The sequence below is a fragment of the Streptomyces sp. PH9007 genome (assembly GCF_059813725.1).
This window is the reverse complement of record NZ_CM187440.1, coordinates 2,353,938-2,377,240: the sequence shown is the minus strand read 5'-3', so window position 1 is coordinate 2,377,240 and position 23,303 is coordinate 2,353,938. Positions and strand designations below refer to the sequence as shown.

Annotated in this window: 38 protein-coding genes; 35 read left to right on the top strand and 3 right to left on the bottom strand. The window is 69.0% G+C overall.

Features of this window, described 5'->3' with window-relative positions; genetic code table 11:
- Positions 1 to 6: 6 nt before the first annotated feature.
- Genes ACTFAP_RS10795 through ACTFAP_RS10785 form a run of 3 tightly spaced genes read right to left on the bottom strand, consistent with a single transcriptional unit; the run spans position 7 to position 2,429 of the window.
- A complete protein-coding gene (locus ACTFAP_RS10795) occupies positions 7 to 936 on the bottom strand; it encodes an alpha/beta fold hydrolase (protein ID WP_495684384.1) in 930 nt (309 codons plus the stop codon).
- Positions 937 to 948: 12 nt separating this feature from the next.
- Positions 949 to 2,196: a beta-ketoacyl-[acyl-carrier-protein] synthase family protein gene (locus ACTFAP_RS10790; protein ID WP_500468913.1), complete on the bottom strand. Its 1,248-nt coding sequence runs from the start codon at positions 2,194 to 2,196 to the stop codon at positions 949 to 951.
- A complete protein-coding gene (locus ACTFAP_RS10785) occupies positions 2,196 to 2,429 on the bottom strand; it encodes a phosphopantetheine-binding protein (RefSeq protein ID WP_495684382.1) in 234 nt (77 codons plus the stop codon). The genes ACTFAP_RS10790 and ACTFAP_RS10785 overlap by 1 nt, the downstream gene beginning before the upstream one ends.
- Before the next feature lie 127 nt (positions 2,430 to 2,556).
- Between ACTFAP_RS10785 and ACTFAP_RS10780 the strand changes: the two genes are divergently transcribed.
- The 35 genes from ACTFAP_RS10780 to rplQ all read left to right on the top strand — a co-directional run bounded on the left by ACTFAP_RS10780 (position 2,557) and on the right by rplQ (position 23,221).
- Complete coding sequence (locus tag ACTFAP_RS10780; RefSeq protein WP_500468912.1) at positions 2,557 to 3,606, top strand: sensor histidine kinase; 1,050 nt, start codon at positions 2,557 to 2,559, stop codon at positions 3,604 to 3,606.
- Positions 3,603 to 4,343 carry a LytR/AlgR family response regulator transcription factor gene (locus ACTFAP_RS10775; RefSeq protein WP_500468911.1) on the top strand — a complete coding sequence of 247 codons (741 nt, stop codon included), beginning with the start codon at positions 3,603 to 3,605 and terminating at the stop codon, positions 4,341 to 4,343. The genes ACTFAP_RS10780 and ACTFAP_RS10775 overlap by 4 nt, the downstream gene beginning before the upstream one ends.
- A 25-nt stretch (positions 4,344 to 4,368) precedes the next feature.
- Positions 4,369 to 4,704 (top strand): hypothetical protein, encoded by a 336-nt coding sequence (locus ACTFAP_RS10770; protein WP_432746504.1) that lies wholly within the window; start codon positions 4,369 to 4,371, stop codon positions 4,702 to 4,704.
- Positions 4,701 to 6,176, top strand: coding sequence for a sodium/solute symporter (locus tag ACTFAP_RS10765; protein WP_500468910.1), 1,476 nt, complete (start codon positions 4,701 to 4,703; stop codon positions 6,174 to 6,176). Before ACTFAP_RS10770 ends, ACTFAP_RS10765 begins: the two co-directional genes overlap by 4 nt.
- Before the next feature lie 344 nt (positions 6,177 to 6,520).
- A complete protein-coding gene (gene rpsJ, locus ACTFAP_RS10760; RefSeq protein WP_016473429.1) occupies positions 6,521 to 6,829 on the top strand; it encodes a 30S ribosomal protein S10 in 309 nt (102 codons plus the stop codon).
- Between the two features lie 14 nt (positions 6,830 to 6,843).
- Positions 6,844 to 7,488 (top strand): 50S ribosomal protein L3, encoded by a 645-nt coding sequence (rplC, locus tag ACTFAP_RS10755; RefSeq protein WP_453855660.1) that lies wholly within the window; start codon positions 6,844 to 6,846, stop codon positions 7,486 to 7,488.
- Positions 7,489 to 7,497: 9 nt separating this feature from the next.
- Positions 7,498 to 8,163: a 50S ribosomal protein L4 gene (gene rplD / locus ACTFAP_RS10750; RefSeq protein ID WP_390125883.1), complete on the top strand. Its 666-nt coding sequence runs from the start codon at positions 7,498 to 7,500 to the stop codon at positions 8,161 to 8,163.
- The gene (gene rplW, locus ACTFAP_RS10745; protein ID WP_030736301.1) at positions 8,163 to 8,495 is read left to right on the top strand and encodes a 50S ribosomal protein L23; all 333 of its coding nucleotides are present in this window, start codon (positions 8,163 to 8,165) and stop codon (positions 8,493 to 8,495) included. The genes rplD and rplW overlap by 1 nt, the downstream gene beginning before the upstream one ends.
- A gap of 39 nt (positions 8,496 to 8,534) precedes the next feature.
- Positions 8,535 to 9,371 carry a 50S ribosomal protein L2 gene (gene rplB / locus ACTFAP_RS10740; protein ID WP_030736298.1) on the top strand — a complete coding sequence of 279 codons (837 nt, stop codon included), beginning with the start codon at positions 8,535 to 8,537 and terminating at the stop codon, positions 9,369 to 9,371.
- A gap of 14 nt (positions 9,372 to 9,385) precedes the next feature.
- Complete coding sequence (gene rpsS, locus ACTFAP_RS10735; protein ID WP_030736295.1) at positions 9,386 to 9,667, top strand: 30S ribosomal protein S19; 282 nt, start codon at positions 9,386 to 9,388, stop codon at positions 9,665 to 9,667.
- Positions 9,668 to 9,708: 41 nt separating this feature from the next.
- Positions 9,709 to 10,056, top strand: coding sequence for a 50S ribosomal protein L22 (gene rplV, locus ACTFAP_RS10730; protein ID WP_030736292.1), 348 nt, complete (start codon positions 9,709 to 9,711; stop codon positions 10,054 to 10,056).
- Complete coding sequence (rpsC, locus tag ACTFAP_RS10725; protein ID WP_030736289.1) at positions 10,056 to 10,895, top strand: 30S ribosomal protein S3; 840 nt, start codon at positions 10,056 to 10,058, stop codon at positions 10,893 to 10,895. The genes rplV and rpsC overlap by 1 nt, the downstream gene beginning before the upstream one ends.
- 5 nt (positions 10,896 to 10,900) lie before the next feature.
- Positions 10,901 to 11,320 (top strand): 50S ribosomal protein L16, encoded by a 420-nt coding sequence (rplP, locus tag ACTFAP_RS10720; protein ID WP_030736286.1) that lies wholly within the window; start codon positions 10,901 to 10,903, stop codon positions 11,318 to 11,320.
- Entirely contained in the window at positions 11,320 to 11,556 is a 237-nt protein-coding gene (gene rpmC / locus ACTFAP_RS10715) for a 50S ribosomal protein L29 (RefSeq protein WP_200366523.1), read from the top strand. Before rplP ends, rpmC begins: the two co-directional genes overlap by 1 nt.
- Complete coding sequence (rpsQ, locus tag ACTFAP_RS10710; protein WP_019433423.1) at positions 11,556 to 11,852, top strand: 30S ribosomal protein S17; 297 nt, start codon at positions 11,556 to 11,558, stop codon at positions 11,850 to 11,852. The genes rpmC and rpsQ overlap by 1 nt, the downstream gene beginning before the upstream one ends.
- A gap of 2 nt (positions 11,853 to 11,854) precedes the next feature.
- On the top strand, positions 11,855 to 12,223 hold the full coding sequence (gene rplN / locus ACTFAP_RS10705) for a 50S ribosomal protein L14 (protein ID WP_019433424.1): 369 nt from the start codon (positions 11,855 to 11,857) through the stop codon (positions 12,221 to 12,223).
- Between the two features lie 3 nt (positions 12,224 to 12,226).
- Complete coding sequence (gene rplX, locus ACTFAP_RS10700; RefSeq protein ID WP_030736281.1) at positions 12,227 to 12,550, top strand: 50S ribosomal protein L24; 324 nt, start codon at positions 12,227 to 12,229, stop codon at positions 12,548 to 12,550.
- Positions 12,550 to 13,116, top strand: a complete 567-nt coding sequence (rplE, locus tag ACTFAP_RS10695) for a 50S ribosomal protein L5 (RefSeq protein WP_030736278.1) — start codon at positions 12,550 to 12,552, stop codon at positions 13,114 to 13,116. Before rplX ends, rplE begins: the two co-directional genes overlap by 1 nt.
- Positions 13,117 to 13,119: 3 nt before the next feature.
- A complete protein-coding gene (locus ACTFAP_RS10690; RefSeq protein WP_030736275.1) occupies positions 13,120 to 13,305 on the top strand; it encodes a type Z 30S ribosomal protein S14 in 186 nt (61 codons plus the stop codon).
- 96 nt (positions 13,306 to 13,401) lie between these two features.
- Complete coding sequence (rpsH, locus tag ACTFAP_RS10685) at positions 13,402 to 13,800, top strand: 30S ribosomal protein S8 (RefSeq protein ID WP_030736273.1); 399 nt, start codon at positions 13,402 to 13,404, stop codon at positions 13,798 to 13,800.
- Positions 13,801 to 13,819: 19 nt separating this feature from the next.
- Positions 13,820 to 14,359, top strand: coding sequence for a 50S ribosomal protein L6 (rplF, locus tag ACTFAP_RS10680; protein ID WP_030736271.1), 540 nt, complete (start codon positions 13,820 to 13,822; stop codon positions 14,357 to 14,359).
- Between the two features lie 3 nt (positions 14,360 to 14,362).
- Positions 14,363 to 14,746 carry a 50S ribosomal protein L18 gene (gene rplR, locus ACTFAP_RS10675; RefSeq protein WP_030736269.1) on the top strand — a complete coding sequence of 128 codons (384 nt, stop codon included), beginning with the start codon at positions 14,363 to 14,365 and terminating at the stop codon, positions 14,744 to 14,746.
- 37 nt (positions 14,747 to 14,783) lie between these two features.
- Positions 14,784 to 15,386, top strand: coding sequence for a 30S ribosomal protein S5 (gene rpsE / locus ACTFAP_RS10670; RefSeq protein ID WP_016473411.1), 603 nt, complete (start codon positions 14,784 to 14,786; stop codon positions 15,384 to 15,386).
- Entirely contained in the window at positions 15,386 to 15,568 is a 183-nt protein-coding gene (rpmD, locus tag ACTFAP_RS10665; RefSeq protein WP_030736265.1) for a 50S ribosomal protein L30, read from the top strand. The genes rpsE and rpmD overlap by 1 nt, the downstream gene beginning before the upstream one ends.
- 1 nt (position 15,569) lies before the next feature.
- Positions 15,570 to 16,037: a 50S ribosomal protein L15 gene (gene rplO, locus ACTFAP_RS10660; protein WP_386541065.1), complete on the top strand. Its 468-nt coding sequence runs from the start codon at positions 15,570 to 15,572 to the stop codon at positions 16,035 to 16,037.
- Positions 16,038 to 16,249: 212 nt separating this feature from the next.
- Complete coding sequence (gene secY / locus ACTFAP_RS10655) at positions 16,250 to 17,575, top strand: preprotein translocase subunit SecY (protein ID WP_200366524.1); 1,326 nt, start codon at positions 16,250 to 16,252, stop codon at positions 17,573 to 17,575.
- Positions 17,575 to 18,234: an adenylate kinase gene (locus tag ACTFAP_RS10650; RefSeq protein WP_030736256.1), complete on the top strand. Its 660-nt coding sequence runs from the start codon at positions 17,575 to 17,577 to the stop codon at positions 18,232 to 18,234. Before secY ends, ACTFAP_RS10650 begins: the two co-directional genes overlap by 1 nt.
- 138 nt (positions 18,235 to 18,372) lie before the next feature.
- Positions 18,373 to 19,209, top strand: a complete 837-nt coding sequence (gene map, locus ACTFAP_RS10645; protein ID WP_400012876.1) for a type I methionyl aminopeptidase — start codon at positions 18,373 to 18,375, stop codon at positions 19,207 to 19,209.
- A gap of 148 nt (positions 19,210 to 19,357) precedes the next feature.
- Positions 19,358 to 19,579, top strand: a complete 222-nt coding sequence (infA, locus tag ACTFAP_RS10640; RefSeq protein ID WP_003948620.1) for a translation initiation factor IF-1 — start codon at positions 19,358 to 19,360, stop codon at positions 19,577 to 19,579.
- A 39-nt stretch (positions 19,580 to 19,618) separates the two neighbouring features.
- A complete protein-coding gene (gene rpmJ / locus ACTFAP_RS10635; RefSeq protein WP_009740505.1) occupies positions 19,619 to 19,732 on the top strand; it encodes a 50S ribosomal protein L36 in 114 nt (37 codons plus the stop codon).
- Positions 19,733 to 19,943: 211 nt separating this feature from the next.
- Complete coding sequence (rpsM, locus tag ACTFAP_RS10630; protein WP_030736247.1) at positions 19,944 to 20,324, top strand: 30S ribosomal protein S13; 381 nt, start codon at positions 19,944 to 19,946, stop codon at positions 20,322 to 20,324.
- Positions 20,325 to 20,391: 67 nt separating this feature from the next.
- Entirely contained in the window at positions 20,392 to 20,796 is a 405-nt protein-coding gene (gene rpsK / locus ACTFAP_RS10625) for a 30S ribosomal protein S11 (RefSeq protein WP_019433438.1), read from the top strand.
- A 28-nt stretch (positions 20,797 to 20,824) separates the two neighbouring features.
- The gene (gene rpsD / locus ACTFAP_RS10620) at positions 20,825 to 21,451 is read left to right on the top strand and encodes a 30S ribosomal protein S4 (protein ID WP_390125897.1); all 627 of its coding nucleotides are present in this window, start codon (positions 20,825 to 20,827) and stop codon (positions 21,449 to 21,451) included.
- A 137-nt stretch (positions 21,452 to 21,588) separates the two neighbouring features.
- Positions 21,589 to 22,611, top strand: coding sequence for a DNA-directed RNA polymerase subunit alpha (locus ACTFAP_RS10615; protein ID WP_030736242.1), 1,023 nt, complete (start codon positions 21,589 to 21,591; stop codon positions 22,609 to 22,611).
- Positions 22,612 to 22,720: 109 nt separating this feature from the next.
- On the top strand, positions 22,721 to 23,221 hold the full coding sequence (rplQ, locus tag ACTFAP_RS10610; RefSeq protein ID WP_390125899.1) for a 50S ribosomal protein L17: 501 nt from the start codon (positions 22,721 to 22,723) through the stop codon (positions 23,219 to 23,221).
- Positions 23,222 to 23,303: the final 82 nt, after the last annotated feature.

Here is a 23,303-nt window from a genome sequence, read left to right as displayed (position 1 = left end):
GTGTGATCAGCGCCGGCCCGCCCCCGACCGTACGGGGGCGGGCCGTTCGCCGTGCTCGCGCGGCACCCGGCGCAGGCACGGGGCGTCGGCGAGCGGGCGGTCGGTGAAGAAGCGGGCCGCCAGGTCGGCGGTGTCCCGGGCGCGTTCCAGCACCACCCAGTGGTCGGTGTCCGGGATGGTGAGGAAGCGGCGGGCGCCGATCCGTTCGGCGAAGGCACGCTGCCGCTCCGCCGAGGTGACCGTGTCGTGTTCACCGCTGAAGACCAGGGTCGGGACGCCGGTGGGGCCGCCGGAGAAGTCGGCCGGCTCGGTCAGGGCGCGCCGCAGCGAGTCCCCCAGATGCGGGGAGTGCCGGGCGGTGTGCAGCAGGGACCGCCGTACGTAGCGGTAGGCCAGCGCCCGCCGCGTGACGTGCCGGCTCTCGTCCAGGCACAGCATCACAGCCGCGGTCTGCTCGGCGAACGACTCCGCGTCCCCGCGCGCCAGGGACCACTGGGCCCGCCGCACGGCTCGCACCAGGGCGTCACCGATGTGCGCCGGGACACCGCCCAGCATCATGCGCGCCACCCGGTGCGGAAAGCGCCGGGCACAGCCGTGGGCCAGGCCCGCCCCGTAGGAGAAGCCGAAGACATTGACCCGCTCGTAGCGCAGATCGTCCAGGATGCCCTCCAGCGCCCGGCACAGCAGGTCGTGGCTGGGCCCGGGCGGCAGCGGAGCCGCACCGCCCATGCCGGGCAGGTCGGCGGTCACCACGTCGGCCACCGGCCCCAGGGCGTTCTCCAGCTGCTGCCACCCGCCCATTCCCTGCAGCGCCCCGCCGATGACCAGGACGGGCTGGGTACGGGGGCCGACGCCGTCGTGGCCGGAACGCCGCAACAGCCGGTAGGCGTACGGGACGCCGCTCACGGTCAGGGAGCGGATCACCTCGTCGGGCATGGGTGCTCCCGGTCAGTCACGGGTCAGGACGAGCGCGGCGTTGTGGCCCCCGAAGCCGAGCGAGGTCTTCACCGCGCACCGCAGAGGGGCCCGGCGGGCCGAACCGCGGACCAGGTCGAGGCCGGGTGGGAGCCCGGGGTCGGGCGTCGTGAGATTGACGGTCGGGGGCACCGTCTGCTCCTCCAGGGCCAGGACGGTCAGCGCGGTCTCGATGCCGCCGGCGGCGCCCAGGGTGTGACCGGTGACGGCCTTGGTGGAGGTCACCAGCGGCCGGTCGCCCAGCACCCGGGACAGGGCGTGGCCCTCGATGAGGTCGTTCAGCACCGTCGAGGTGCCGTGCGCGTTCACATGGTCCACGTCGGCGCCCGCCAGGTCCGCGTCCGCCAGCGCCGTGCGCAGGGCCCGCTCGATGCCCGCGCCCTCCGGGTCGGGGGCCACCACCGAGCAGGCGTCGGAGGAGGCGCCGTAGCCGCGTACCACGGCGCGTACGGCGGCCCCGCGCGCCCGCGCGTGCTCGGGGCGCTCCAGCACCAGCAGCCCCGCCCCCTCGCCCACCACGAACCCGTCCCGGTCCGCGTCGAAGGGGCGGCAGGCCGTCGCCGGGTCGGAGCGCCGGGTGGAGACCGCCCGCAGCCGGCAGGCGCTGGCGATCAGCAGCCGGGAGAGCACCGACTCGGCGCCGCCGGCGATGACGATGTCGCAGGCGCCCGAGCGCAGCATCTGGTGCGCGGTGCCCAGCGCCACGGTGCCCGAGGAGCACGCGGTGGACACGGCCAGGCTCGGGCCCAGCGCCCCCAGGTCCGCGACCACGCCGGAGGCCGCGCCGTTGACCACGGTCAGCGGCGCCAGCTTGGGCGACACCCGACGGGTGCCCCGGGAGGCCAGGACGGCGTGCTGGTCGTCGTAGAACGGCAGACCGCCGTGCGCGGAGCCGATGACCACGGCGACCCGGGCACCGTCCCACGCGGCCGGGTCCAGGCCGGCGTCGGCCACCGCCTCGCGGGCGGCGATCACCGCCAGCTGCGTGAAGCGGTCCATCAGCCGCAGCGCGGCCACCCCGAGCACCGCGGCCGGGTCCAGGCCGGTGTTCAGGTACATGAAGTCGCAGGGCAGCTCGGCCAGCTCGGGGGGCCGGCGCACGCCCTCCGGGGCCGCCCCGCCGGTGACCGCGTGCCACGTCGCCTTCGCCCCCGCACCGGCCGCGGTCACCAGGCCGAGCCCCGTGACCGCCGCCTCGAACGGCGGCTGCCGGCCCGGCATCAGGCGACGGCTTCCTGCCCGACGACGGCGACCAGTCTCCCCACGGTGTCGCGCGGCGTCAGCTCCACCGTCTCCAGATCGATGTCCAGCCGGTCCTCGATGAGCAGGCGCAGCTCCTCCAGGGCGAGGGAATCCAGGCCGAGCGCGGCGAGCGGCGTCGCGTCGCCGATGCTGGCCGCGGCGACCCCGAATCGCTGAACCAGCAGCTGGCTCACCACATCTGTTGCGATCAAGAAACTCTCCCGCGTCCGCAGAGGGTGCTGCATACGACCGTTCAACGAGCGGACCGCGACATGGAAACGGATCAGGGGCGCGCACGAGCCTTCAGCAGGCGTACGGGGCTGGGTTAGCGTGCCAGCCATGGTGCGATGGCGCGGGTGGGGCCGGGGGGTGGCGGGGGGCGATGTGGTGCGGGTGCTGGAGGGCGTACGGGGGGTCGACTCCGGGCTGCGGGACGGCCTGTACGGGCGGGGGACCGGCCGCGCCGTGCGGCGGCTGCGCGGGCTGCTGGGCGCCGAGGTGGTGGTGCTCGCCGACCTCGACGGACCGGTGGCCTCCGCCGGGACGGTGGGGGAGGGGGTGCGGGAGGTCCTCGCGCTCGCGTACGAACAGGGCGGCGTCGTCCAGCGCGGGCCGTGGGCGGCGGTGCCTCTGCTGGTGGCCGGGGAACTGTCGGGGGCGCTGGTGATGCGCGGGGGCGCGGAGGAGGCGCTCGCCCCGGTGGGCGCGCTGGTGGCGCGCTCCCTCGACCACGCCGCGCTGCGCCGCGCCCGGGGCCGGATAGCCCAGGCCGATCTGCGCACGCTGCGCGCCCAGATCTCGCCGCACTTCCTGCACAACGCGCTGGCCGTCATCGGGGCCCGGATCCGCACCGAGCCGGAACGGGCCAGGGAACTCCTGCACGACTTCGCCGACTACCTGCGCTACAGCTTCGCCGTCCGGGGCGACTACGCCACCGTCGCCGACGAGTTGCAGGCCGTACAGACCTATCTCGAACTCCAGCGCGCCCGCTTCGACGACCGGATGGAACTCATGGTGCGGATGGCACCCGACATCCTCGCCGTCGCCATCCCCTTCCTGGTGATCCAGCCGCTGGTCGAGAACGCCGTACGGCACGGCCTGGAACCCAAGACCGGCACCGGCGGCATCTCGGTCTCCGGATTCGCCGAGGGACCGCTGTGCGTCATCGAGGTGGAGGACGACGGAGTGGGGATGGATCCGGAATTCGCCCAGGGGGTGCTGGCCGGGACCGGGCCGCCCACCTGCAGCGTCGGGCTCGCCAACGTCGACCGGCGGCTGCGCGCCGTCTACGGCGCCGAGTACGGCCTCGTCATCGAGACCGCCCCCGGCAACGGCACCAAGGTCGTGGTCCGGGTGCCCCGGTTCCGCCGCGGGGTGGTGACCGGATGAGCGGGCGGCAGGGGCTGCGGGTGCTGGTCGTGGAGGACGAGGGCGCCACCCGCCGGGAACTGGTCGAGGTGCTGCACACCGTCGAGGGGGTCGACGGCGTCCTGGCCGCCGACAGCGGGGAGACCGCCGTCCGGCTGCTGGGCACCGAGGGGTTCGACGCGGTCTTCCTCGACGTCTCCATGCCGGGGCTCAGCGGCGTCGAGGTGGGCCGGGTGCTCAACATGCTCTCCGAGCCGCCCGTCCTCGTCTTCGTCACCGCCTCCGAGGCCCACCGGGAAGAGGCCGGGGAGATGGGCGCCGTCGACTATCTGCTCAAGCCGGTGCGCGACGAGCGGCTGGCCGAGGCCGTCGCCCGGGTCCGCGCCGCCCGGCGGCCCGAGCCCGCCGCCGACGAGCTGGCCGTGGTGCGGATCGACACCGGGCGGCACATCTTCTTCGTGCGGCGCGACGACGTCTACTTCGTCGAGGCGCACGGCGACTACGTACGGCTGCACACCGGCGGCGGAGTGCATCTGATCCGGCTGGCGCTCTCCCACCTGGAGTCCGTGTGGGGCTCGGCCGGCTTCGTACGGGTGCACCGGGGGTACCTCGTCGCCATCCACTGGGTGCGCGACCTGCGGGCCGGCTCCTCCTCCGGGCTGCTGGCGCACACCCCGGCCGGGGACGTACCGGTGAGCCGCCGGCACGCCCGCGCGCTCAAGGAACGGCTGCTGTCGGCCGTGCGGGAGGGCTCGTGAGCGCGCGGGCGAACGGGGAGGGCCGGTGAGCGGCGGCGGCCGGGTGCGGGTCACCAGTCCGCAGACCCGGGTCGCCCTGGCCCGCAGGCACCGGCCCGCCCAGCATCTGCTGCCGCTGCCCTCCCCGGACTCCGAGGCGGACACCGAGGCCGCCCGCGCGCTGTTCCGGCGGCAGCGGCGGCTCGCCCTGCGGACCGTGCTTCTGCTCGGCGGCCTGCTGTCCGGGCTGTCCGGGCTGCTGTGGCTGCTGCCCGCCCCGCTGTCCTGGGTGGTGCTCATGGGCGGCAGCTACCCGCTGCTGCTGGTGATCGCCGTGCTGCACGTACGGGCCGCCGAGCGCATCGAGGACCGCGCGCCGTGATCTCGCTGCTCGCCATCCTGCTGCTCTTCCTGAGCAGCGTGATCATCGGGGTGTACGGGGTGCGGGCGGCCCGCAGCACCCCCGACTTCCTCGTCGCCTCCCAGCAGATCAGCCCCGGCTGGAACGCCATGGCGATCGCCGGTGAGTACGTCTCGGCCGCCTCCGTGCTGGGCCTGGCCGGGCTGATGCTGAAGAACGGCGTCGGCTCGCTGTGGTGGGCGGTCGGCTTCACCGCCGGGTACGTCGCGGTCGCCGCCCTGGTGGCCGGGCCGATGCGGCGCTCGGGCGCGTACACGGTGCCCGACTTCGCCGACTACCGGCTGGGCTCGCGGGCCATCCGCAAACTGTGCGCCCTGATCGTGCTGGTGATCATGTGGCTGTATCTGATCCCGCAGTTCAAGGGTGCCGGGGTGGTGCTGCACCTGGTGAGCGGGACGCCGTACTGGGTGGGTGTGGTGCTCGCCGGGGTGGTGGTCAGCTCCTCCATCGCGGTGGGCGGGATGCGGGCGGCCACCTATGTGCAGGCGTTCCACTACGTGGTGAAACTCGTCTTCATCGCGGTGCCCGCGCTGGTGCTGCTCGTACGGGCGGGGGAGCCGGGGCGGGAGCTGGCGCTGCGGGTGGACGCCGGCACCTGGTCCCGGCCGCTGCTGGACATCCACAACTCGGGCCAGCCGCTGCTCGCCACCTGGTCGGTGCTGCTGGCGACCACGCTGGGCGCGGTCGGACTCCCGCATGTGATCATGCGGTTCCACACCAGCGCCACCGCCCGGATCGCCCGCCGGGTGGCGGTGGGGGTCATCGTCCTGCTGGGGCTCTTCTATCTCTTCCCCGCCGTGTACGGGCTGCTGGGCCGGGTGTTCGCGGCCGAGTTGATCACCGAGGGGCACACCGACCAGGTCACCGTCGTGCTGCCGGGCGCCATGGTGCCCGGCCAGTGGGGCGCGGTGCTCACCGCGCTGGTGGCGGCGGGGGCGTTCGCCGCCTTCCTGTCCACCTCCTCGGGGCTGCTGATGGCCCTGGCCGGCGGGCTCTCGCACGATCTGTCGCGCTCCTCGGTGCCCCGGCTGCGGCTGGCGGTGGCGGCGGGGGCGCTGGTCGCGGTGGGCCTGTCGCTGCCCGCCGAGGGGGTCGACATCAATGTGCTGGTCGGCTGGGCGTTCGCGGTGGCGGCCTCCACCTTCTGCCCGCTGCTGGTGCTGGGGATATGGTGGCGCGGGCTGACCGTGCCCGGTGCCGCCGCCGGGCTCGTGGCCGGGGTGTGCGCCGCCACCGGTGCCGCGCTGGCGTCCGTGCTCACCGGCCCGCACACCGGCTGGCTGACCGTGCTGCTGGCGCAGCCCGCCGCCTGGACCGTACCGCTGGCGTTCGCCGTCATGGCGGGTGTCTCGCTGCTGACGAAGCCGCCCGAGTGGGCCGAACGCGTCGTGCTGCGGCTGCACATACCACAGCGGGCCTCCGGGGACGGTTGAGCGACCCCGCGCGATTGGCGAGGGGAGTGTCCGGTATGGCACACTGAGCAGGTTGCTCGGCCCGGAGCCGATGCCGCGCGCCTCCCGCCGGGAGGACCGGAAGCGAGTCCCACTGTATTCGTCGCGCCCGTTGAGGTGCGGAAATACCGGGATCTTCCGGGAAGCGTGGGCGGGGGTCCGGCCAGGCACCTGGTGGAAGTCATCCCCACCCTCCTCCCCGGAGAAACCTTCGTGGTTGATTCTCGCGAGGAGCGCGACACACCCGACCGCGTGGGTCGGGGCGGGGGAGCGCGGAAGCCAGGTTCCAGGGCGTTAAACGATAGAGACAGGACTACGAAGTAGCCATGGCGGGACAGAAGATCCGCATCCGGCTCAAGGCCTACGACCACGAGGTCATCGACAACTCGGCGAAGAAGATCGTCGAGACGGTGACCCGCACTGGTGCGTCGGTCGCGGGCCCGGTGCCGCTGCCCACTGAGAAGAACGTGTACTGCGTCATCAAGTCGCCGCACAAGTACAAGGACTCGCGCGAGCACTTCGAGATGCGCACCCACAAGCGTCTGATCGACATCCTCGACCCGACCCCCAAGACCGTTGACTCGCTGATGCGCCTGGACCTTCCGGCCGGCGTCGACATCGAGATCAAGCTCTGAGAGGCGCGGGAGAGATGACCAAGCAGATCAAGGGTGTCCTGGGCGAGAAGCTCGGCATGACCCAGGTCTGGGACGAGAACAACCGTGTCGTCCCGGTGACCGTCGTCAAGGCCGGACCCTGCATCGTCACCCAGGTGCGCACCAACGACAGGGACGGCTATGAGGCCGTCCAGATCGCGTTCGGCGAGATCGACCCGCGCAAGGTGAACCGCCCCCTCAAGGGCCACTTCGCCAAGGCCGATGTCACCCCGCGCCGCCACCTGGTCGAGCTGCGGACCGCTGACGCCGCCGAGTACACCCTGGGCCAGGAGATCACGGCCGAGGCGTTCGACTCCGGCGTCAAGGTCGATGTGACCGGCAAGAGCAAGGGCAAGGGCTTCGCCGGTGTCATGAAGCGTCATGGCTTCGGCGGTCTCGGCGCCTCGCACGGTACGCAGCGCAAGCACCGCTCGCCCGGCTCCATCGGTGGCTGCGCCACCCCGGGTCGTGTCTTCAAGGGCCTGCGCATGGCGGGCCGGATGGGCAACGAGCGGGTCACCACCCAGAACCTGACCGTCCACGCCGTTGACGCGGAGAAGGGTCTGCTGCTCATCAAGGGCGCGGTTCCCGGTCCGAACGGCGGCCTCGTCCTGGTCCGCACCGCGGCCAAGGGGGCCTGAGGGTAACCAATGAGCACCGTTGACATTCTTTCGCCCGCCGGCGACAAGACCGGTACCGTCGAGCTCCCCGCGGAGATCTTCGACGCCAAGGTCAGCATTCCGCTGATCCACCAGGTCGTCATCGCCCAGCAGGCCGCGGCCCGACAGGGTACGCACAAGACCAAGACGCGCGGCGAAGTCCGCGGCGGTGGCAAGAAGCCTTACCGCCAGAAGGGCACCGGCCGCGCCCGCCAGGGTTCGACCCGTGCGCCGCAGTTCGCCGGCGGTGGCGTCGTCCACGGCCCCGTGCCGCGCGACTACAGCCAGCGGACCCCGAAGAAGATGAAGGCCGCCGCCCTGCGCGGTGCCCTCTCGGACCGGGCCCGCCACGAGCGCATTCACGTCGTGACCGGCGTGATCGCCGAGGGTCTGATCTCCACCAAGGCGGTCAAGACCCTGCTCGGCAAGATCAGCGACCGCAAGAAGGTCCTGCTGGTCATCGAGCGCTCGGACGAGGCCGGCTGGCTGGCCGCCCGCAACCTGCCCCAGGTGCACATCCTGGACCCGGGTCAGCTGAACACGTACGACGTGGTCGACTCCGACGATGTCGTCTTCACCAAGGCCGCCTTCGACCGTTTCGTGGCCGGCGAGGCCAAGGTGACGTTCGACAAGCAGCTCGAAGGGAGCGACGCCTGATGAGCGACGCGATCGCCACCCCGGTCAGCAGCAAGGAGTTCTCGGACCCCCGCGATCTTCTGATCAAGCCGGTGGTGTCGGAGAAGAGCTACGCGCTCCTCGATGAGAACAAGTACACGTTCATCGTCGACCCGCGCGCCAACAAGACCCAGATCAAGCAGGCCGTCGAAGAGGTCTTCTCGGTCAAGGTCACCGGGGTCAACACGATCAACCGGCAGGGCAAGCGCAAGCGCACCCGCACCGGTTACGGCAAGCGCGCGAACACCAAGCGCGCCATCGTGACCCTCGCCGAGGGCGACAGCATCGACATCTTCGGCGGCCCGGTCTCCTAGCGGAGGCTGAGTCGTCCGATATCGGACGAGGACTGAGAAATGGGAATCCGCAAGTACAAGCCGACGACTCCGGGCCGTCGTGGCGCCAGTGTCGCCGACTTCGTCGAGATCACGCGGTCCACGCCGGAGAAGTCGCTGGTCCGCCCGCTGCACAGCAAGGGCGGCCGTAACAACGCCGGTCGTGTGACCGTCCGCCACCAGGGTGGCGGCCACAAGCGTGCCTACCGCCTGATCGACTTCCGTCGGCACGACAAGGACGGTGTGCCGGCCAAGGTCGCGCACATCGAGTACGACCCCAACCGCACCGCCCGTATCGCCCTCCTGCACTACGCGGACGGCGAGAAGCGGTACATCATCGCCCCCGCGCACCTCAAGCAGGGTGACCGGATTGAGAACGGCCCCGGTGCCGACATCAAGCCCGGCAACAACCTGCCGCTGCGCAACATCCCGGTCGGTACGGTCATCCACGCCATCGAGCTGCAGCCCGGTGGCGGTGCGAAGTTCGCCCGCTCCGCCGGTGCCTCCGTGCAGCTGCTGGCGAAGGAGGGCCGCATGGCCCACCTGCGGATGCCCTCCGGTGAGATCCGGCTGGTCGACATCCGCTGCCGCGCCACTGTTGGTGAGGTCGGCAACGCCGAGCAGTCGAACATCAACTGGGGCAAGGCCGGCCGTATGCGCTGGAAGGGCGTTCGCCCGACCGTCCGCGGTGTGGTGATGAACCCCGTTGACCACCCCCACGGTGGTGGCGAGGGCCGGACCTCGGGTGGTCGCCACCCGGTTTCGCCCTGGGGCAAGAAGGAAGGTCGTACGCGCTCGCCGAAGAAGGCCAGCAACAAGTACATCGTCCGCCGCCGCAAGACGAACAAGAAGCGCTAGGAGCTGGCGAGAACATGCCGCGCAGTCTCAAGAAGGGGCCCTTCGTCGACGACCACCTGATCAAGAAGGTGGACACGCAGAACGAAGCAGGCACCAAGAACGTCATCAAGACCTGGTCTCGCCGCTCGATGATCATCCCGGCCATGCTGGGGCACACCATCGCGGTGCACGACGGCCGCAAGCACGTCCCGGTGTTCGTCACCGAGTCGATGGTCGGCCACAAGCTCGGCGAGTTCGCGCCGACGCGCACCTTCCGGGGCCACGTCAAGGACGACCGGAAGTCGCGCCGCCGCTGAGGCGGGCGTGAATGACCATGACCGACACCGAAGGGACAACCATGGACGCCATGGCCCGTGCGCGGCACATCCGCGTCACGCCCATGAAGGCCCGCCGGGTGGTGGACCTCATCCGTGGGCTCAATGCCGCGGAGGCTCAGGCGATCCTGCGCTTTGCGCCGCAGGCCGCGAGCGTGCCGGTGGGGAAGGTGCTCGACAGCGCCATCGCCAACGCCGCGCACAACTACGACCACACGGACATCGACAGCCTCTACATCAGTGAGGCGTACGTCGACGAGGGTCCGACCCTGAAGCGGTTCCAGCCGCGCGCTCAGGGCCGGGCCTACCGGATCCGTAAGCGGACCAGCCACATCACCGTGGTCGTCAGCAGCAAGGAAGGGACCCGGTAATGGGCCAGAAGGTAAACCCGCATGGGTTCCGCCTCGGCATCACAACCGACTTCAAGTCGCGCTGGTACGCCGACAAGCTTTACAAGGACTACGTCAAGGAAGACGTCGCCATCCGCCGCATGCTCACCCAGGGCATGGAGCGGGCCGGCATCTCCAAGGTGGAGATCGAGCGCACCCGTGACCGGGTCCGCGTCGACGTCCACACCGCCCGCCCGGGCATCGTCATCGGCCGCCGCGGCGCCGAGGCCGACCGCCTGCGGGGCAACCTGGAGAAGCTGACCGGCAAGCAGATCCAGTTCAACATCCTCGAGGTCAAGAACCCCGAGCTGGACGCCCAGCTGGTGGCCCAGGCGGTCGCCGAGCAGCTGTCCTCCCGTGTCTCCTTCCGCCGTGCGATGCGCAAGTCGATGCAGAGCACGATGAAGGCCGGCGCCAAGGGCATCAAGATCCAGTGCGGTGGCCGTCTCGGCGGCGCCGAGATGTCCCGCTCCGAGTTCTACCGCGAGGGCCGGGTTCCCCTGCACACCCTGCGCGCGAACGTGGACTACGGCTTCTTCGAGGCCCGTACCACCTTCGGCCGCATCGGTGTGAAGGTCTGGATCTACAAGGGCGACGTCAAGAACATCGCCGAGGTCCGCGCGGAGAACGCCGCCGCCCGGGCGGGCAACCGCCCGTCGCGCGGTGGTGGCGCCGGCGACCGTCCCGCGCGGGGCGGTCGTGGCGAGCGCGGTGGCCGCGGCCGCAAGCCGCAGCAGCAGAGCGCCGGTGCCGAGGCTCCCAAGGCCGAGGCTCCCGCCGCTGCCGCTCCGGCTGCCGAGAGCACCGGAACGGAGGGCTGACCGTCATGCTGATCCCCCGCAGGGTCAAGCACCGCAAGCAGCACCACCCGAAGCGCTCGGGTATGGCCAAGGGCGGTACCGAGGTGGCATTCGGCGAGTACGGCATCCAGGCCGTCACCGCCGCGTACGTCACCAACCGGCAGATCGAGGCCGCACGTATCTCGATGACCCGGCACATCAAGCGTGGCGGCAAGGTGTGGATCAACATCTACCCCGACCGCCCGCTGACCAAGAAGCCCGCCGAGACCCGCATGGGTTCCGGTAAGGGTTCGCCGGAGTGGTGGGTCGCGAACGTCAAGCCGGGACGGGTGATGTTCGAGCTGTCCTACCCCAACGAGAAGATTGCTCGTGAGGCGCTGATCCGCGCTGCTCACAAGCTTCCGATGAAGTGCCGGATCGTTCGGCGCGAGGCAGGTGAGGCGTGATGGCGACCGGAACCAAGGTTTCGGAGCTGCGCGAGCTGAACAACGAGGAACTCGTTGGGAAGCTGCGTGAGGCCAAGGAGGAGCTGTTCCGGCTCCGCTTCCAGTCGGCGACCGGACAGCTGGAGAACAACAGCCGGCTCAAGGCCGTCCGCAAGGACATCGCCCGGATCTACACGCTGATGCGCGAGCGCGAGCTCGGCATCGAGGCCTCGGTGGAGACGGTGGAGAGCGCCTGATGAGTGAGAAGAATGTGACTGAGACGACCCCGACCTCCGAGGCGGAGCGCGGCCGGCGGAAGACCCGTGAGGGTCTGGTCGTCAGCGACAAGATGGACAAGACCGTCGTTGTCGCTGTTGAGGACCGCGTCAAGCACGCGCTCTACGGCAAGATCATCCGCCGGACCAACAAGCTCAAGGCGCACGACGAGCAGAATGCCGCAGGCATCGGTGACCGCGTGCTCCTGATGGAGACCCGGCCGCTGTCCGCCACCAAGCGGTGGCGCGTCGTCGAGATCCTAGAGAAGGCGAAGTAACCATGATCCAGCAGGAGTCGCGACTGCGCGTCGCCGACAACACGGGCGCGAAGGAAATCCTTTGCATCCGCGTTCTCGGTGGCTCGGGTCGCCGCTACGCGGGCATCGGGGACGTCATTGTCGCCACCGTCAAGGACGCGATCCCCGGTGGCAACGTGAAGAAGGGTGACGTCGTCAAGGCCGTCATCGTGCGCGCCGTCAAGGAGCGCCGGCGTCCGGATGGCTCGTACATCCGCTTCGACGAGAACGCCGCCGTCATTCTGAAGAACGACGGTGACCCCCGCGGCACCCGTATCTTCGGCCCGGTCGGCCGTGAGCTGCGCGAGAAGAAGTTCATGAAGATCATCTCCCTCGCGCCGGAGGTGCTGTAACCGATGAAGATCAAGAAGGGCGACCTGGTCCAGGTCATCACCGGAAAGGACAAGGGCAAGCAGGGCAAGGTCATCGTGGCCTTCCCCCGCGAGGACCGGGTCCTGGTCGAGGGTGTCAACCGGGTCAAGAAGCACACGAAGGCCGGTCAGACGGCTCGTGGGTCGAAGACCGGTGGCATCGTGACGACCGAAGCCCCGATTCACGTGAGCAATGTTCAGCTCATCGTGGAGAAGGACGGCAAGAAGGTCGTCACCCGTGTCGGCTACCGCTTCGACGACGAGGGCAACAAGATCCGCGTTGCCCGGCGAACCGGTGAGGACATCTGATGACTGCCACTGCCACCACCGCGATCCCGCGTCTCAAGACGCGCTACCGCGAAGAGATCGCCGGCAAGCTGCACGAGCAGTTCTCCTACGAGAACGTCATGCAGATCCCGGGCCTGACCAAGATCGTGGTCAACATGGGTGTGGGCGACGCCGCCCGCGACTCCAAGCTGATCGAGGGCGCCATCCGCGACCTCGCCACGATCACCGGCCAGAAGCCTTCCGTCACCAAGGCCCGCAAGTCCATCGCGCAGTTCAAGCTGCGTGAGGGCCAGCCGATCGGCGCGCACACCACGCTGCGCGGCGACCGGATGTGGGAGTTCCTGGACCGTCTGCTGTCGCTGGCGCTGCCGCGCATCCGCGACTTCCGGGGCCTGTCCCCGAAGCAGTTCGACGGCCGGGGTAACTACACCTTCGGTCTGACCGAGCAGGTCATGTTCCACGAGATCGACCCGGACAAGATCGACCGGGTCCGGGGCATGGACATCACCGTGGTGACCACGGCGACCACCGACGAGGAGGGCCGCGCCCTGCTGCGTCACCTCGGTTTCCCGTTCAAGGAGGCGTGAGCCATGGCGAAGAAGGCCCTGATCCAGAAGGCCGGGCGCAAGCCGAAGTTCGCGGTGCGCGGGTACACCCGCTGCCAGCGCTGCGGACGGCCGCACTCCGTGTACCGCAAGTTCGGCCTGTGCCGTGTGTGCCTTCGCGAGATGGCGCACCGCGGCGAACTGCCGGGCGTCACCAAGAGCTCCTGGTAATCACTACTACGCCGTAGGTCTTTGGGGCCGGCCCCGTACACATCCGTACGGGGCGGCCCCGGAGAAACCCCGGTGAGAGAGGCCGAAGGCCGTCTCATGACCATGACCGACCCCATCGCAGACATGCTGACTCGTCTGCGGAACGCCAACTCGGCGTACCACGACACCGTCGTGATGCCGCACAGCAAGATCAAGACCCACATCGCGGAGATCCTCCAGCAGGAGGGCTACATCACCGGCTGGAAGACCGAGGAGGCCCCCGTGGGCCAGGCCCTCGTGCTCGAGCTGAAGTACGGCCCGAACCGCGAGCGTTCGATCGCCGGCATCAAGCGGATCTCCAAGCCGGGCCTGCGGGTCTACGCGAAGTCCACCAACCTGCCCCGCGTGCTGGGTGGCCTGGGCGTGGCGATCATCTCCACGTCCAACGGTCTCCTGACCGGTCAGCAGGCTCAGAAGAAGGGCGTGGGTGGGGAAGTCCTCGCCTACGTCTGGTAACGGAAGGGAACGGATAGCCATGTCGCGTATCGGCAAGCTCCCCATCCAGGTTCCCGCCGGTGTGGACGTCACCATCGACGGCCGTACGGTTGCGGTGAAGGGCCCCAAGGGCTCCCTCTCGCACACGGTCGCCGCGCCTATCGATGTCGAGCGGAGCGAGGACGGCACCATCGTCGTCTCCCGCCCGAACGACGAGAACCGGAACAAGTCCCTGCACGGCCTGTCCCGCACGCTGGTGGCGAACCTGATCATCGGCGTGACCGATGGGTACAGCAAGGACCTCGAAATCAGCGGTGTCGGTTACCGCGTGGCCGCGAAGGGCTCCAACCTGGAGTTCTCCCTCGGCTACAGCCACCCGATCCTGGTCGAGGCTCCCGAGGGCATCACCTTCAAGGTGGACTCGCCCACGAAGCTCAGTGTTCAGGGGATCGACAAGCAGAAGGTCGGCGAGGTCGCCGCGAAGATCCGCAAGCTGCGCAAGCCCGACCCGTACAAGGCCAAGGGCGTCAAGTACGCGGGCGAGGTCATCCGCCGCAAGGTCGGAAAGGCTGGTAAGTAAGCCATGGCATACGGCATCAAGATCGCCAAGGGCGATGCCCGTAAGCGTACGGCGAACAAGCGGCGTCACCTGCGGATCCGCAAGAAGGTCTCCGGCACCGCCGCGCGTCCGCGCCTGGTCGTGACCCGCTCGAACCGTCACATGGTGGCCCAGGTCATCGACGACATCGAGGGTCACACGCTGGCGTCGGCCTCCTCCCTGGATGTCTCCATCCGCGGGAACGAGGGCGACAAGAGCGACAAGGCCAAGAAGGTCGGTGCGCTGGTCGCCGAGCGGGCCAAGGCCGCGGGCATCGACGCCGTGGTCTTCGACCGTGGCGGCAACAGGTACGCCGGGCGCGTGGCCGCGCTCGCGGACGCCGCCCGTGAGGCGGGGCTCAAGTTCTGAGCCGGTTCCGTCGACTGATTCGAGAGAGGTAATTCCAATGGCTGGACCCCAGCGCCGCGGTGGCGGCGCCGGTGGCGGCGAGCGACGGGACCGTAAGGGTCGGGACGGTGGCGCTGCCGCCGAGAAGACCGCGTACGTCGAGCGTGTCGTCGCGATCAACCGCGTCGCCAAGGTTGTGAAGGGTGGTCGTCGCTTCAGCTTCACCGCGCTGGTCGTGGTGGGCGACGGTGACGGCACCGTGGGTGTCGGTTACGGCAAGGCCAAGGAGGTGCCGGCCGCCATCGCCAAGGGTGTGGAGGAGGCCAAGAAGCACTTCTTCAAGGTCCCCCGTATCCAGGGCACCATTCCGCACCCGATCCAGGGTGAGGAGGCCGCGGGTGTCGTACTGCTCAAGCCGGCGTCCCCCGGTACCGGTGTGATCGCCGGTGGCCCGGTGCGCGCCGTGCTGGAGTGCGCGGGCATCCACGACGTGCTGAGCAAGTCGCTCGGTTCGTCGAACCCCATCAACATCGTGCACGCCACGGTGGCCGCTCTGCGGGGCCTGCAGCGCCCCGAGGAGATCGCCGCCCGCCGTGGTCTGCCGCTGGAGGACGTGGCTCCCGCCGCTCTGCTGCGGGCCCGTGCCGGGGTGAGTGCGTAATGGCGCAGCTGAAGATCACCCAGGTCAAGTCCTACATCGGCAGCAAGCAGAACCACCGGGACACGCTGCGCTCGCTGGGCCTGAAGCGGATCAACGACGTGGTCGTCAAGGACGACCGCCCGGAGTTCCGCGGCATGCTCCGCTCGGTGCGTCACCTGGTGACGGTCGAGGAGGTCAACTGACATGGCGCAGGAAGAGAACAGCGGCACGCCGCTGAAGCTGCACCACCTGCGGCCCGCGCCGGGCGCCAAGACCACCAAGATCCGCGTGGGTCGTGGTGAGGCGTCCAAGGGCAAGACCGCCGGTCGCGGTACCAAGGGCACCAAGGCCCGGTACCAGGTGCGGGCGGGCTTCGAGGGCGGGCAGCTGCCGCTGTACATGCGGCTGCCCAAGCTCAAGGGCTTCAACAACCCGAACCACAAGCAGTTCCAGGTCGTCAACCTGGAGAAGCTGGCGCAGTTGTACCCCGAGGGTGGCGACGTGACCGTCGCGGACCTCGTGGCCAAGGGCGCGGTGCGGAAGAACGAGCTGGTGAAGGTCCTCGGCTCCGGTGACATCTCGGTGGCGCTGACGGTGACGGTTGACGCCGTTTCCGGCTCCGCCAAGGAGAAGATCACCGCGGCCGGCGGCACCGTGACCGAGCTTCTCTGAGCCGCATGAAGTGCGAGTGACCGGGGATGCCTGAGACGAGGCATCCCCGGTCAGTCGTTCCGGCCTGGCGCATCCGCCGGTAAGGTGGCGTGCGTTGCCGTCAACCGGGGCCGACCGCTGCCCGGCGGGCAGCGGAGTTTGTGCCCAGTTTCTATCCGTTGACCTTCAAGACCATCCCTCTCGCGCGCGCCGCGGGGGGCGCAGGAGGAACCGTGCTCACCGCGTTCGCCCGGGCGTTCCGGACGCCTGACCTGCGCAAGAAGCTGCTCTTCACGCTCGGCATCGTGGTGCTGTTCCGGTTCGGACAGCACGTTCCGGTTCCCGGCGTCAGTTTCCAGAACGTCCAGCAGTGTGTGGACGAGGCCCAGGCCGGCGGGGCCGGTTCCGGGCTGTTCGGTCTGGTGAACATGTTCAGTGGTGGCGCTCTGCTCCAGCTGACCATCTTTGCGCTCGGCATCATGCCGTACATCACCGCGAGCATCATTCTGCAGCTGCTTGTCGTCGTGATCCCCCGACTCGAGGCCCTGAAGAAGGAGGGGCAGTCGGGGCAGGCCAAGATCACCCAGTACACGCGTTATCTGACGATGGCCCTGGCGGTGCTCCAGGCGACCGGTCTGGTCGCCACCGCCCGCTCCGGCACCCTCTTCCCCAACTGCACGGTCGCGGGTGACATCATCCCCTCCGACTCCATCTTCACCACGGTGATCATGGTGATCGCCCTCACCTCGGCCACCGCGCTGATCATGTGGATGGGTGAGCTGATCACCGACCGCGGCATCGGCAACGGCATGTCGATGCTGATGTTCGTCTCCATCGCGGCGGGCTTCCCGTCGGCCCTGTGGCAGATCAAGCTCTCCGGCACGCTGGCGGACGGCTGGATCGAGTTCGGTGTCGTGGTGGCCTGTGGTCTGGCCATGGTCGGCCTGGTCGTCTTCGTGGAGCTGGCCCAGCGCCGGATCCCGGTGCAGTACGCGAAGCGCATGATCGGCCGTCGCTCGTACGGCGGCACCTCCACGTACATCCCGCTCAAGGTCAACCAGGCCGGTGTCATCCCGGTGATCTTCGCGTCCTCGCTGCTGTACATCCCGCAGCTGCTGGTGCAGTTCGCCGGTGCGGACGCGGGGGGCTGGGCGGACTGGGTGCAGCGGTACTTCACCGGTGGTGACCACCCGTACTACATCGTCACCTACTTCCTGCTGATCGTCTTCTTCGCGTTCTTCTACGTGGCCATCACCTTCAACCCCGAAGACGTGGCCGAAAACATGAAGAAGTATGGTGGTTTCATCCCGGGTATCCGGGCTGGCCGGCCCACGGTCGAATACCTGAGCTATGTGCTGAACCGCATCACGTGGCCCGGGGCGATGTACCTGGGTCTGATCGCGCTCGTGCCGACGGTGGCACTGGTGATGTTCAACGCCCAGCAGGACTTCCCCTTCGGTGGCACATCCATCCTGATCATCGTGGGTGTCGGCCTGGAAACGGTGCGGCAGATCGAGAGCCAGCTCCACCAGCGCAATTACGAAGGGTTCCTCCGCTGATGCGAATCGTCCTCGTCGGACCGCCGGGCGCGGGCAAGGGCACGCAGGCCGCGCTCCTCGCCGAACGTCTTGGCATTCCGCACGTCTCGACCGGAAACCTGTTCAGGGACAACATCAGCCAGGGCACGGAGCTGGGCCGCGAGGTCCAGCAGATCCTGCGCGAGGGTGGTCTGGTCCCGGACGAGGTGACCATCGCGATGGCGGCGGACCGGCTGGCTCAGCCGGACGCCGGGGACGGTTTTCTGCTGGACGGCTTCCCCCGCAACATCGCCCAGGCGCAGGCGCTGGACGAGCTGCTGGGCGAGGGCGGGCACAAGCTCACCGCCGTGCTCGACCTGGAGGTTCCCGAGGACGAGGTGGTCAAGCGGATCGCCGGGCGCCGGATGTGCCGCAAGAACAGCGGGCACGTCTTCCACGTGGAGTACGCGCCCCCGGCCGTCCCCGGTGTCTGCGACGTGTGCGGCGGCGAGCTGTACCAGCGCGACGACGACCAGGAGGACACGGTCCGGCACCGCCTGGAGCTGTATCACCAGGAGACCGAGCCGATCATCGGCTACTACCGGGAGCAGGGCCTCGTGGTGACCATCGCGGCCCTGGGCCCGGTGCCGGAGATCACGCAGCGCGCGCTGGCCGCGCTGCCGGAAGCGGACGCCGCGTAGCGCGGCGCGTACGGGGCGTGTCCCCGCTGTTGTGACGGCCGCAGCGACCGCCTTGGGGCGGGCGCTGCGGCCGTACTGTGGGAGGGGCCCGGTGTGGGCCGCCCCGACCCGCCCGATCCGAAGATGAGGGAAACCCCGATGGTGGAGATCAAGACCCCCGAGCAGATCGCCAGGATGCGCGCGGCCGGGCTGGTGGTGGCGGAGATCCACCGCAGGTGCGCGGCGGCGGCGGTGCCCGGGGCCTCCACGGCCGAGCTGGACGAGATCGCGGCGGCCACGCTGCGCGAGCACGGCGCCAAGCCGAACTTCCTGGGGTACGGGGGCTTCACCGGCAACATCTGCACCTCGGTGAACGATGTCGTGGTGCACGGGATCCCGGGGCCCGGGACGGTGCTGGCGTCCGGCGACATCATCTCCATCGACGCCGGCGCGGTGGTCGACGGCTGGCACGGGGACGCGGCGCTGACCGTGTTCGTGGGCGAGGGCCACTCCGCCGAGGTGCGGGAGCTGGACCGGGTGACCGAGGCGTCCCTGTGGGCGGGCATCGCGGCGGTGCGCAAGGGCGGCCGGCTGGTCGACATCTCCAAGGCGATCGAGGGGTACATCCGGCGGCAGCCGCGTCCCTCCTCGGGCAAGTACGGGATCGTCGAGGAGTACGGCGGGCACGGCATCGGCTCCGAGATGCACATGGACCCGCATGTGCTCAACTACGTGGAGCGACGGCGCGGGCGCGGGCCGAAGCTGGTGCCCGGGATGTGCCTGGCGATCGAGCCGATGGTGTCCCTGGGGACCGCGAAGACGCATGTGCTGGACGACGAGTGGACCGTCAAGACGAACGACGGCAGCTGGGCGGCGCACTGGGAGCACTCGGTGGCGCTCACCGAGGAGGGGCCGCTGGTGCTGACGGCGCCGGACGGTGGCCGGGCACGGCTGGCCGAGCTGGGCGTGCAGGCCGCCCCTGACCCATTGGCGTGATCCGGCGGCGTAATGATCTCCGATCCGGGGAAAAGATCATGGATTCGTCTTTTCGGGTGGGGTGCCGTAGAGTGATACGTCGGTCCTGGTGCACCCATGCGTACAGGGCTGTCCAGGTAGCCGATCCCGGAAGGTGAAGCGCTCAAGTATGGCCAAAAAACAAGGGGCCATCGAGATCGAGGGCACTGTTGTCGAGTCCCTGCCGAACGCGATGTTCAAGGTGGAGCTCCAGAACGGGCATCAGGTCCTCGCGCACATCAGCGGCAAGATGCGGATGCACTACATCCGTATTCTTCCCGACGACCGGGTCGTGGTGGAGCTCTCTCCCTACGACCTGACCCGCGGGCGGATCGTCTACCGCTACAAGTAAATCCAGATCGTTCGTACCGACTCGGAGAACCTCACTCTCATGAAGGTCAAGCCGAGCGTCAAGAAGATCTGCGACAAGTGCAAGGTGATCCGCCGTCACGGGCGGGTCATGGTCATTTGCGAGAACCTGCGCCACAAGCAGCGCCAGGGCTGACGCAGACCGCCACCGCCTCGTACTCGTAGCAGTTCTTCGCGCGACGCCGCGACACGCATATATGTAGATACGCAGACACCCGACCCCTCGCCATTCAGCGCGGGGACGACACCCCCGGTCGGAGGCCGGGGACCCGGCTCGTAAAACTTCGTGAGTCTTACGGGAACGGTGCTGCGGAAGACCTCCGAAGAGCCCATCAGGAGCCACATTCATGGCACGCCTTGCAGGCGTCGACCTCCCGCGTGAAAAGCGCGTCGAGGTTGCCCTCACCTACGTCTTCGGCATCGGGCGCACCCGTGCTCAGGAGACCCTTGCCAGCACCGGGGTGAACCCCGACACCCGCGTGCGCGACCTTGCCGAGGAAGACCTCGTCAAGCTCCGCGAGTACGTGGACGCCAACCTCAAGACCGAGGGTGACCTCCGTCGCGAGATCCAGGCCGACATCCGCCGCAAGGTCGAGATCGGCTGCTACGAGGGTCTGCGTCACCGCCGCGGCCTGCCGGTCCACGGTCAGCGCACCAAGACCAACGCGCGTACCCGCAAGGGCCCGCGTCGCGCGATCGCCGGCAAGAAGAAGCCGGGCAAGAAGTAGTCCGCACCGGACGCTGTTCCAGCGGTCCGTGTTGTAGGACCGACCACCTCCACAGGAGTACGTGTATATGCCTCCGAAGGGCCGTACGGCCGGCGCCAAGAAGGTGCGCCGCAAGGAAAAGAAGAACGTTGCCCACGGGCACGCTCACATCAAGAGCACGTTCAACAACACCATCGTCTCGATCACCGACCCGTCCGGGAACGTGATCTCGTGGGCCTCCGCCGGCCATGTCGGCTTCAAGGGCTCGCGCAAGTCCACCCCCTTCGCCGCACAGATGGCCGCCGAGAACGCGGCCCGGCGTGCGCAGGAGCACGGCATGCGCAAGGTTGACGTCTTCGTGAAGGGCCCCGGCTCCGGCCGTGAGACCGCGATCCGCTCGCTCCAGGCGACCGGGCTCGAGGTCGGCTCCATCCAGGACGTCACCCCCACCCCGCACAACGGATGCCGCCCGCCCAAGCGCCGCCGCGTCTGACCAGGTCGAAGTAGGAGACAGATAGACAATGGCGCGTTACACCGGGGCCGACTGCAAGCGATGCCGTCGGGAGAAGCAGAAGCTCTTCCTCAAGGGGAGCAAGTGCGAGAGCGCGAAGTGCCCGATCGAGATCCGTCCTTACCCCCCGGGTGAGCACGGACGCGGGCGCACCAAGGACAGCGAGTACCTGCTTCAGATGCGTGAGAAGCAGAAGTGCGCGCGGATCTACGGTGTTCTGGAGAAGCAGTTCCGCGGCTACTACACCGAGGCCAACCGGCAGCAGGGCAAGACCGGCGAGAACCTGCTGCGGATCCTCGAGTCGCGACTGGACAACGTCGTCTACCGGGCCGGCTTCGCCAAGTCCCGGGACCACGCCCGTCAGCTGGTGCGGCACGGCCACATCCTGCTGAACGGCCGGAAGAACGACATCCCCTCGGCGCGGGTGTCCCCGAGCGACATCGTCGAGGTGCGGGAGTCCTCCCGTAACCTGACGCCGTTCGAGGTCGCCAAGGCCGAGGCGGGCGACAAGACCGTGCCGGCGTGGCTGGAGTCCATTCCGACGCGTCTGCGGGTGCTGGTGCACGCGCTGCCCGAGCGCCAGGTGATCGACACCCAGGTGCAGGAGCAGCTGATCGTGGAGCTGTACTCCAAGTAGTGGTGTGGGCGGAGTCACCGGGGAGACCCGGGGGCTCCGCCCGTACTCTTGAAACACATCGTGCGGTGTTCCGGCTGTCGGACACCGCTGTCGGCCTCGGCATCAAATAGTGGGTGCCGAAGACTGGAGTTCTTTTCATGCTGATCGCTCAGCGTCCCTCTTTGACCGAAGAGGTCGTCGACGAGTTCCGCTCCCGGTTCGTGATCGAGCCGCTGGAGCCCGGCTTCGGGTACACGCTCGGTAACTCCCTGCGGCGCACCCTGCTGTCCTCCATCCCGGGCGCGGCCGTCACCAGCATCCGGATCGACGGCGTGCTGCACGAGTTCTCCACCGTGCCGGGCGTCAAGGAGGATGTGACCGACCTCATCCTCAACATCAAGCAGCTGGTCGTCTCCTCGGAGCACGACGAGCCCGTGGTGATGTACCTGCGCAAGCAGGGTCCCGGCCTGGTGACCGCGGCCGACATCGCCCCGCCGGCCGGCGTCGAGGTGCACAACCCCGACCTGGTGCTGGCCACCCTGAACAACAAGGGCAAGCTGGAGATGGAGCTGACCGTCGAGCGCGGTCGCGGCTACGTCTCCGCCGTCCAGAACAAGGCGGCGGGCCAGGAGATCGGCCGGATCCCGGTCGACTCGATCTACAGCCCGGTGCTGAAGGTGACCTACAAGGTCGAGGCCACCCGTGTGGAGCAGCGCACCGACTTCGACAAGCTGGTCGTCGACGTGGAGACCAAGGAGGCCATGCGTCCGCGCGACGCCATGGCGTCCGCCGGCAAGACCCTGGTCGAGCTGTTCGGCCTGGCGCGTGAGCTGAACGTCGACGCCGAGGGCATCGACATGGGCCCCTCGCCGACCGACGCGGCGCTCGCCGCCGATCTGGCGCTGCCGATCGAGGAGCTGGAGCTGACCGTCCGCTCCTACAACTGCCTCAAGCGTGAGGGCATCCACTCGGTGGGCGAGCTGGTGGCCCGCTCCGAGGCCGATCTGCTGGACATCCGGAACTTCGGTGCCAAGTCGATCGATGAGGTCAAGGCGAAGCTGGCCGGCATGGGCCTGGCCCTGAAGGACAGCCCGCCCGGATTCGACCCGACCACCGCCGCCGACGCCTTCGGGGCCGAGGACGATGGGGACACGGGCTTCGCGGAGACCGAGCAGTACTGACAAAGCGGTGCTGAGCGGCCCCCGCGGCTGACAGTGGCCACTGCTGATCAGTGGCGCCCTGACACCGGTACCTGACACGGCCGGTGCAGACAGATGAAGGAGACAGACCATGCCGAAGCCCACGAAGGGCACCCGGCTCGGTGGCGGCCCCGCCCACGAGCGGCTCATGCTGGCGAACCTCGCCACCGCGCTGTTCGAGCACGGCCGGATCACCACCACGGTCGCCAAGGCCCGCCGGCTCCGTCCGGTCGCCGAGCGGCTGATCACCAAGGCGAAGAAGGGCGACCTGCACAACCGTCGTCAGGTGATGCGCACCGTCACCGACAAGAGCGTCGTGCACACCCTCTTCACCGAGATCGGTCCGCAGTTCGCGAACCGTCCGGGCGGCTACACCCGGATCACCAAGATCGGCAACCGCCGCGGGGACAACGCCCCCATGGCCGTGATCGAGCTGGTGGAGGCCCTTACCGTGCAGCAGGAGGCGGTCGGCGAGGCCGAGGCCGCCACCAAGCGTTCGGTGAAGGAAGCCGAGGCGCCCAAGGCCGCCGAGGCGACCGAGGCTCCGGCCGAGGCCAAGGCCGAGGAGAAGAAGGACGAGACCGAGGCCTGATTCCGGTCCTGGTTGGTCTGTGCCGCTGGGCCTGTCACCCTTTCGGGGGAGACAGGCCCAGTGCCATGTGGAGAGGAAGAAG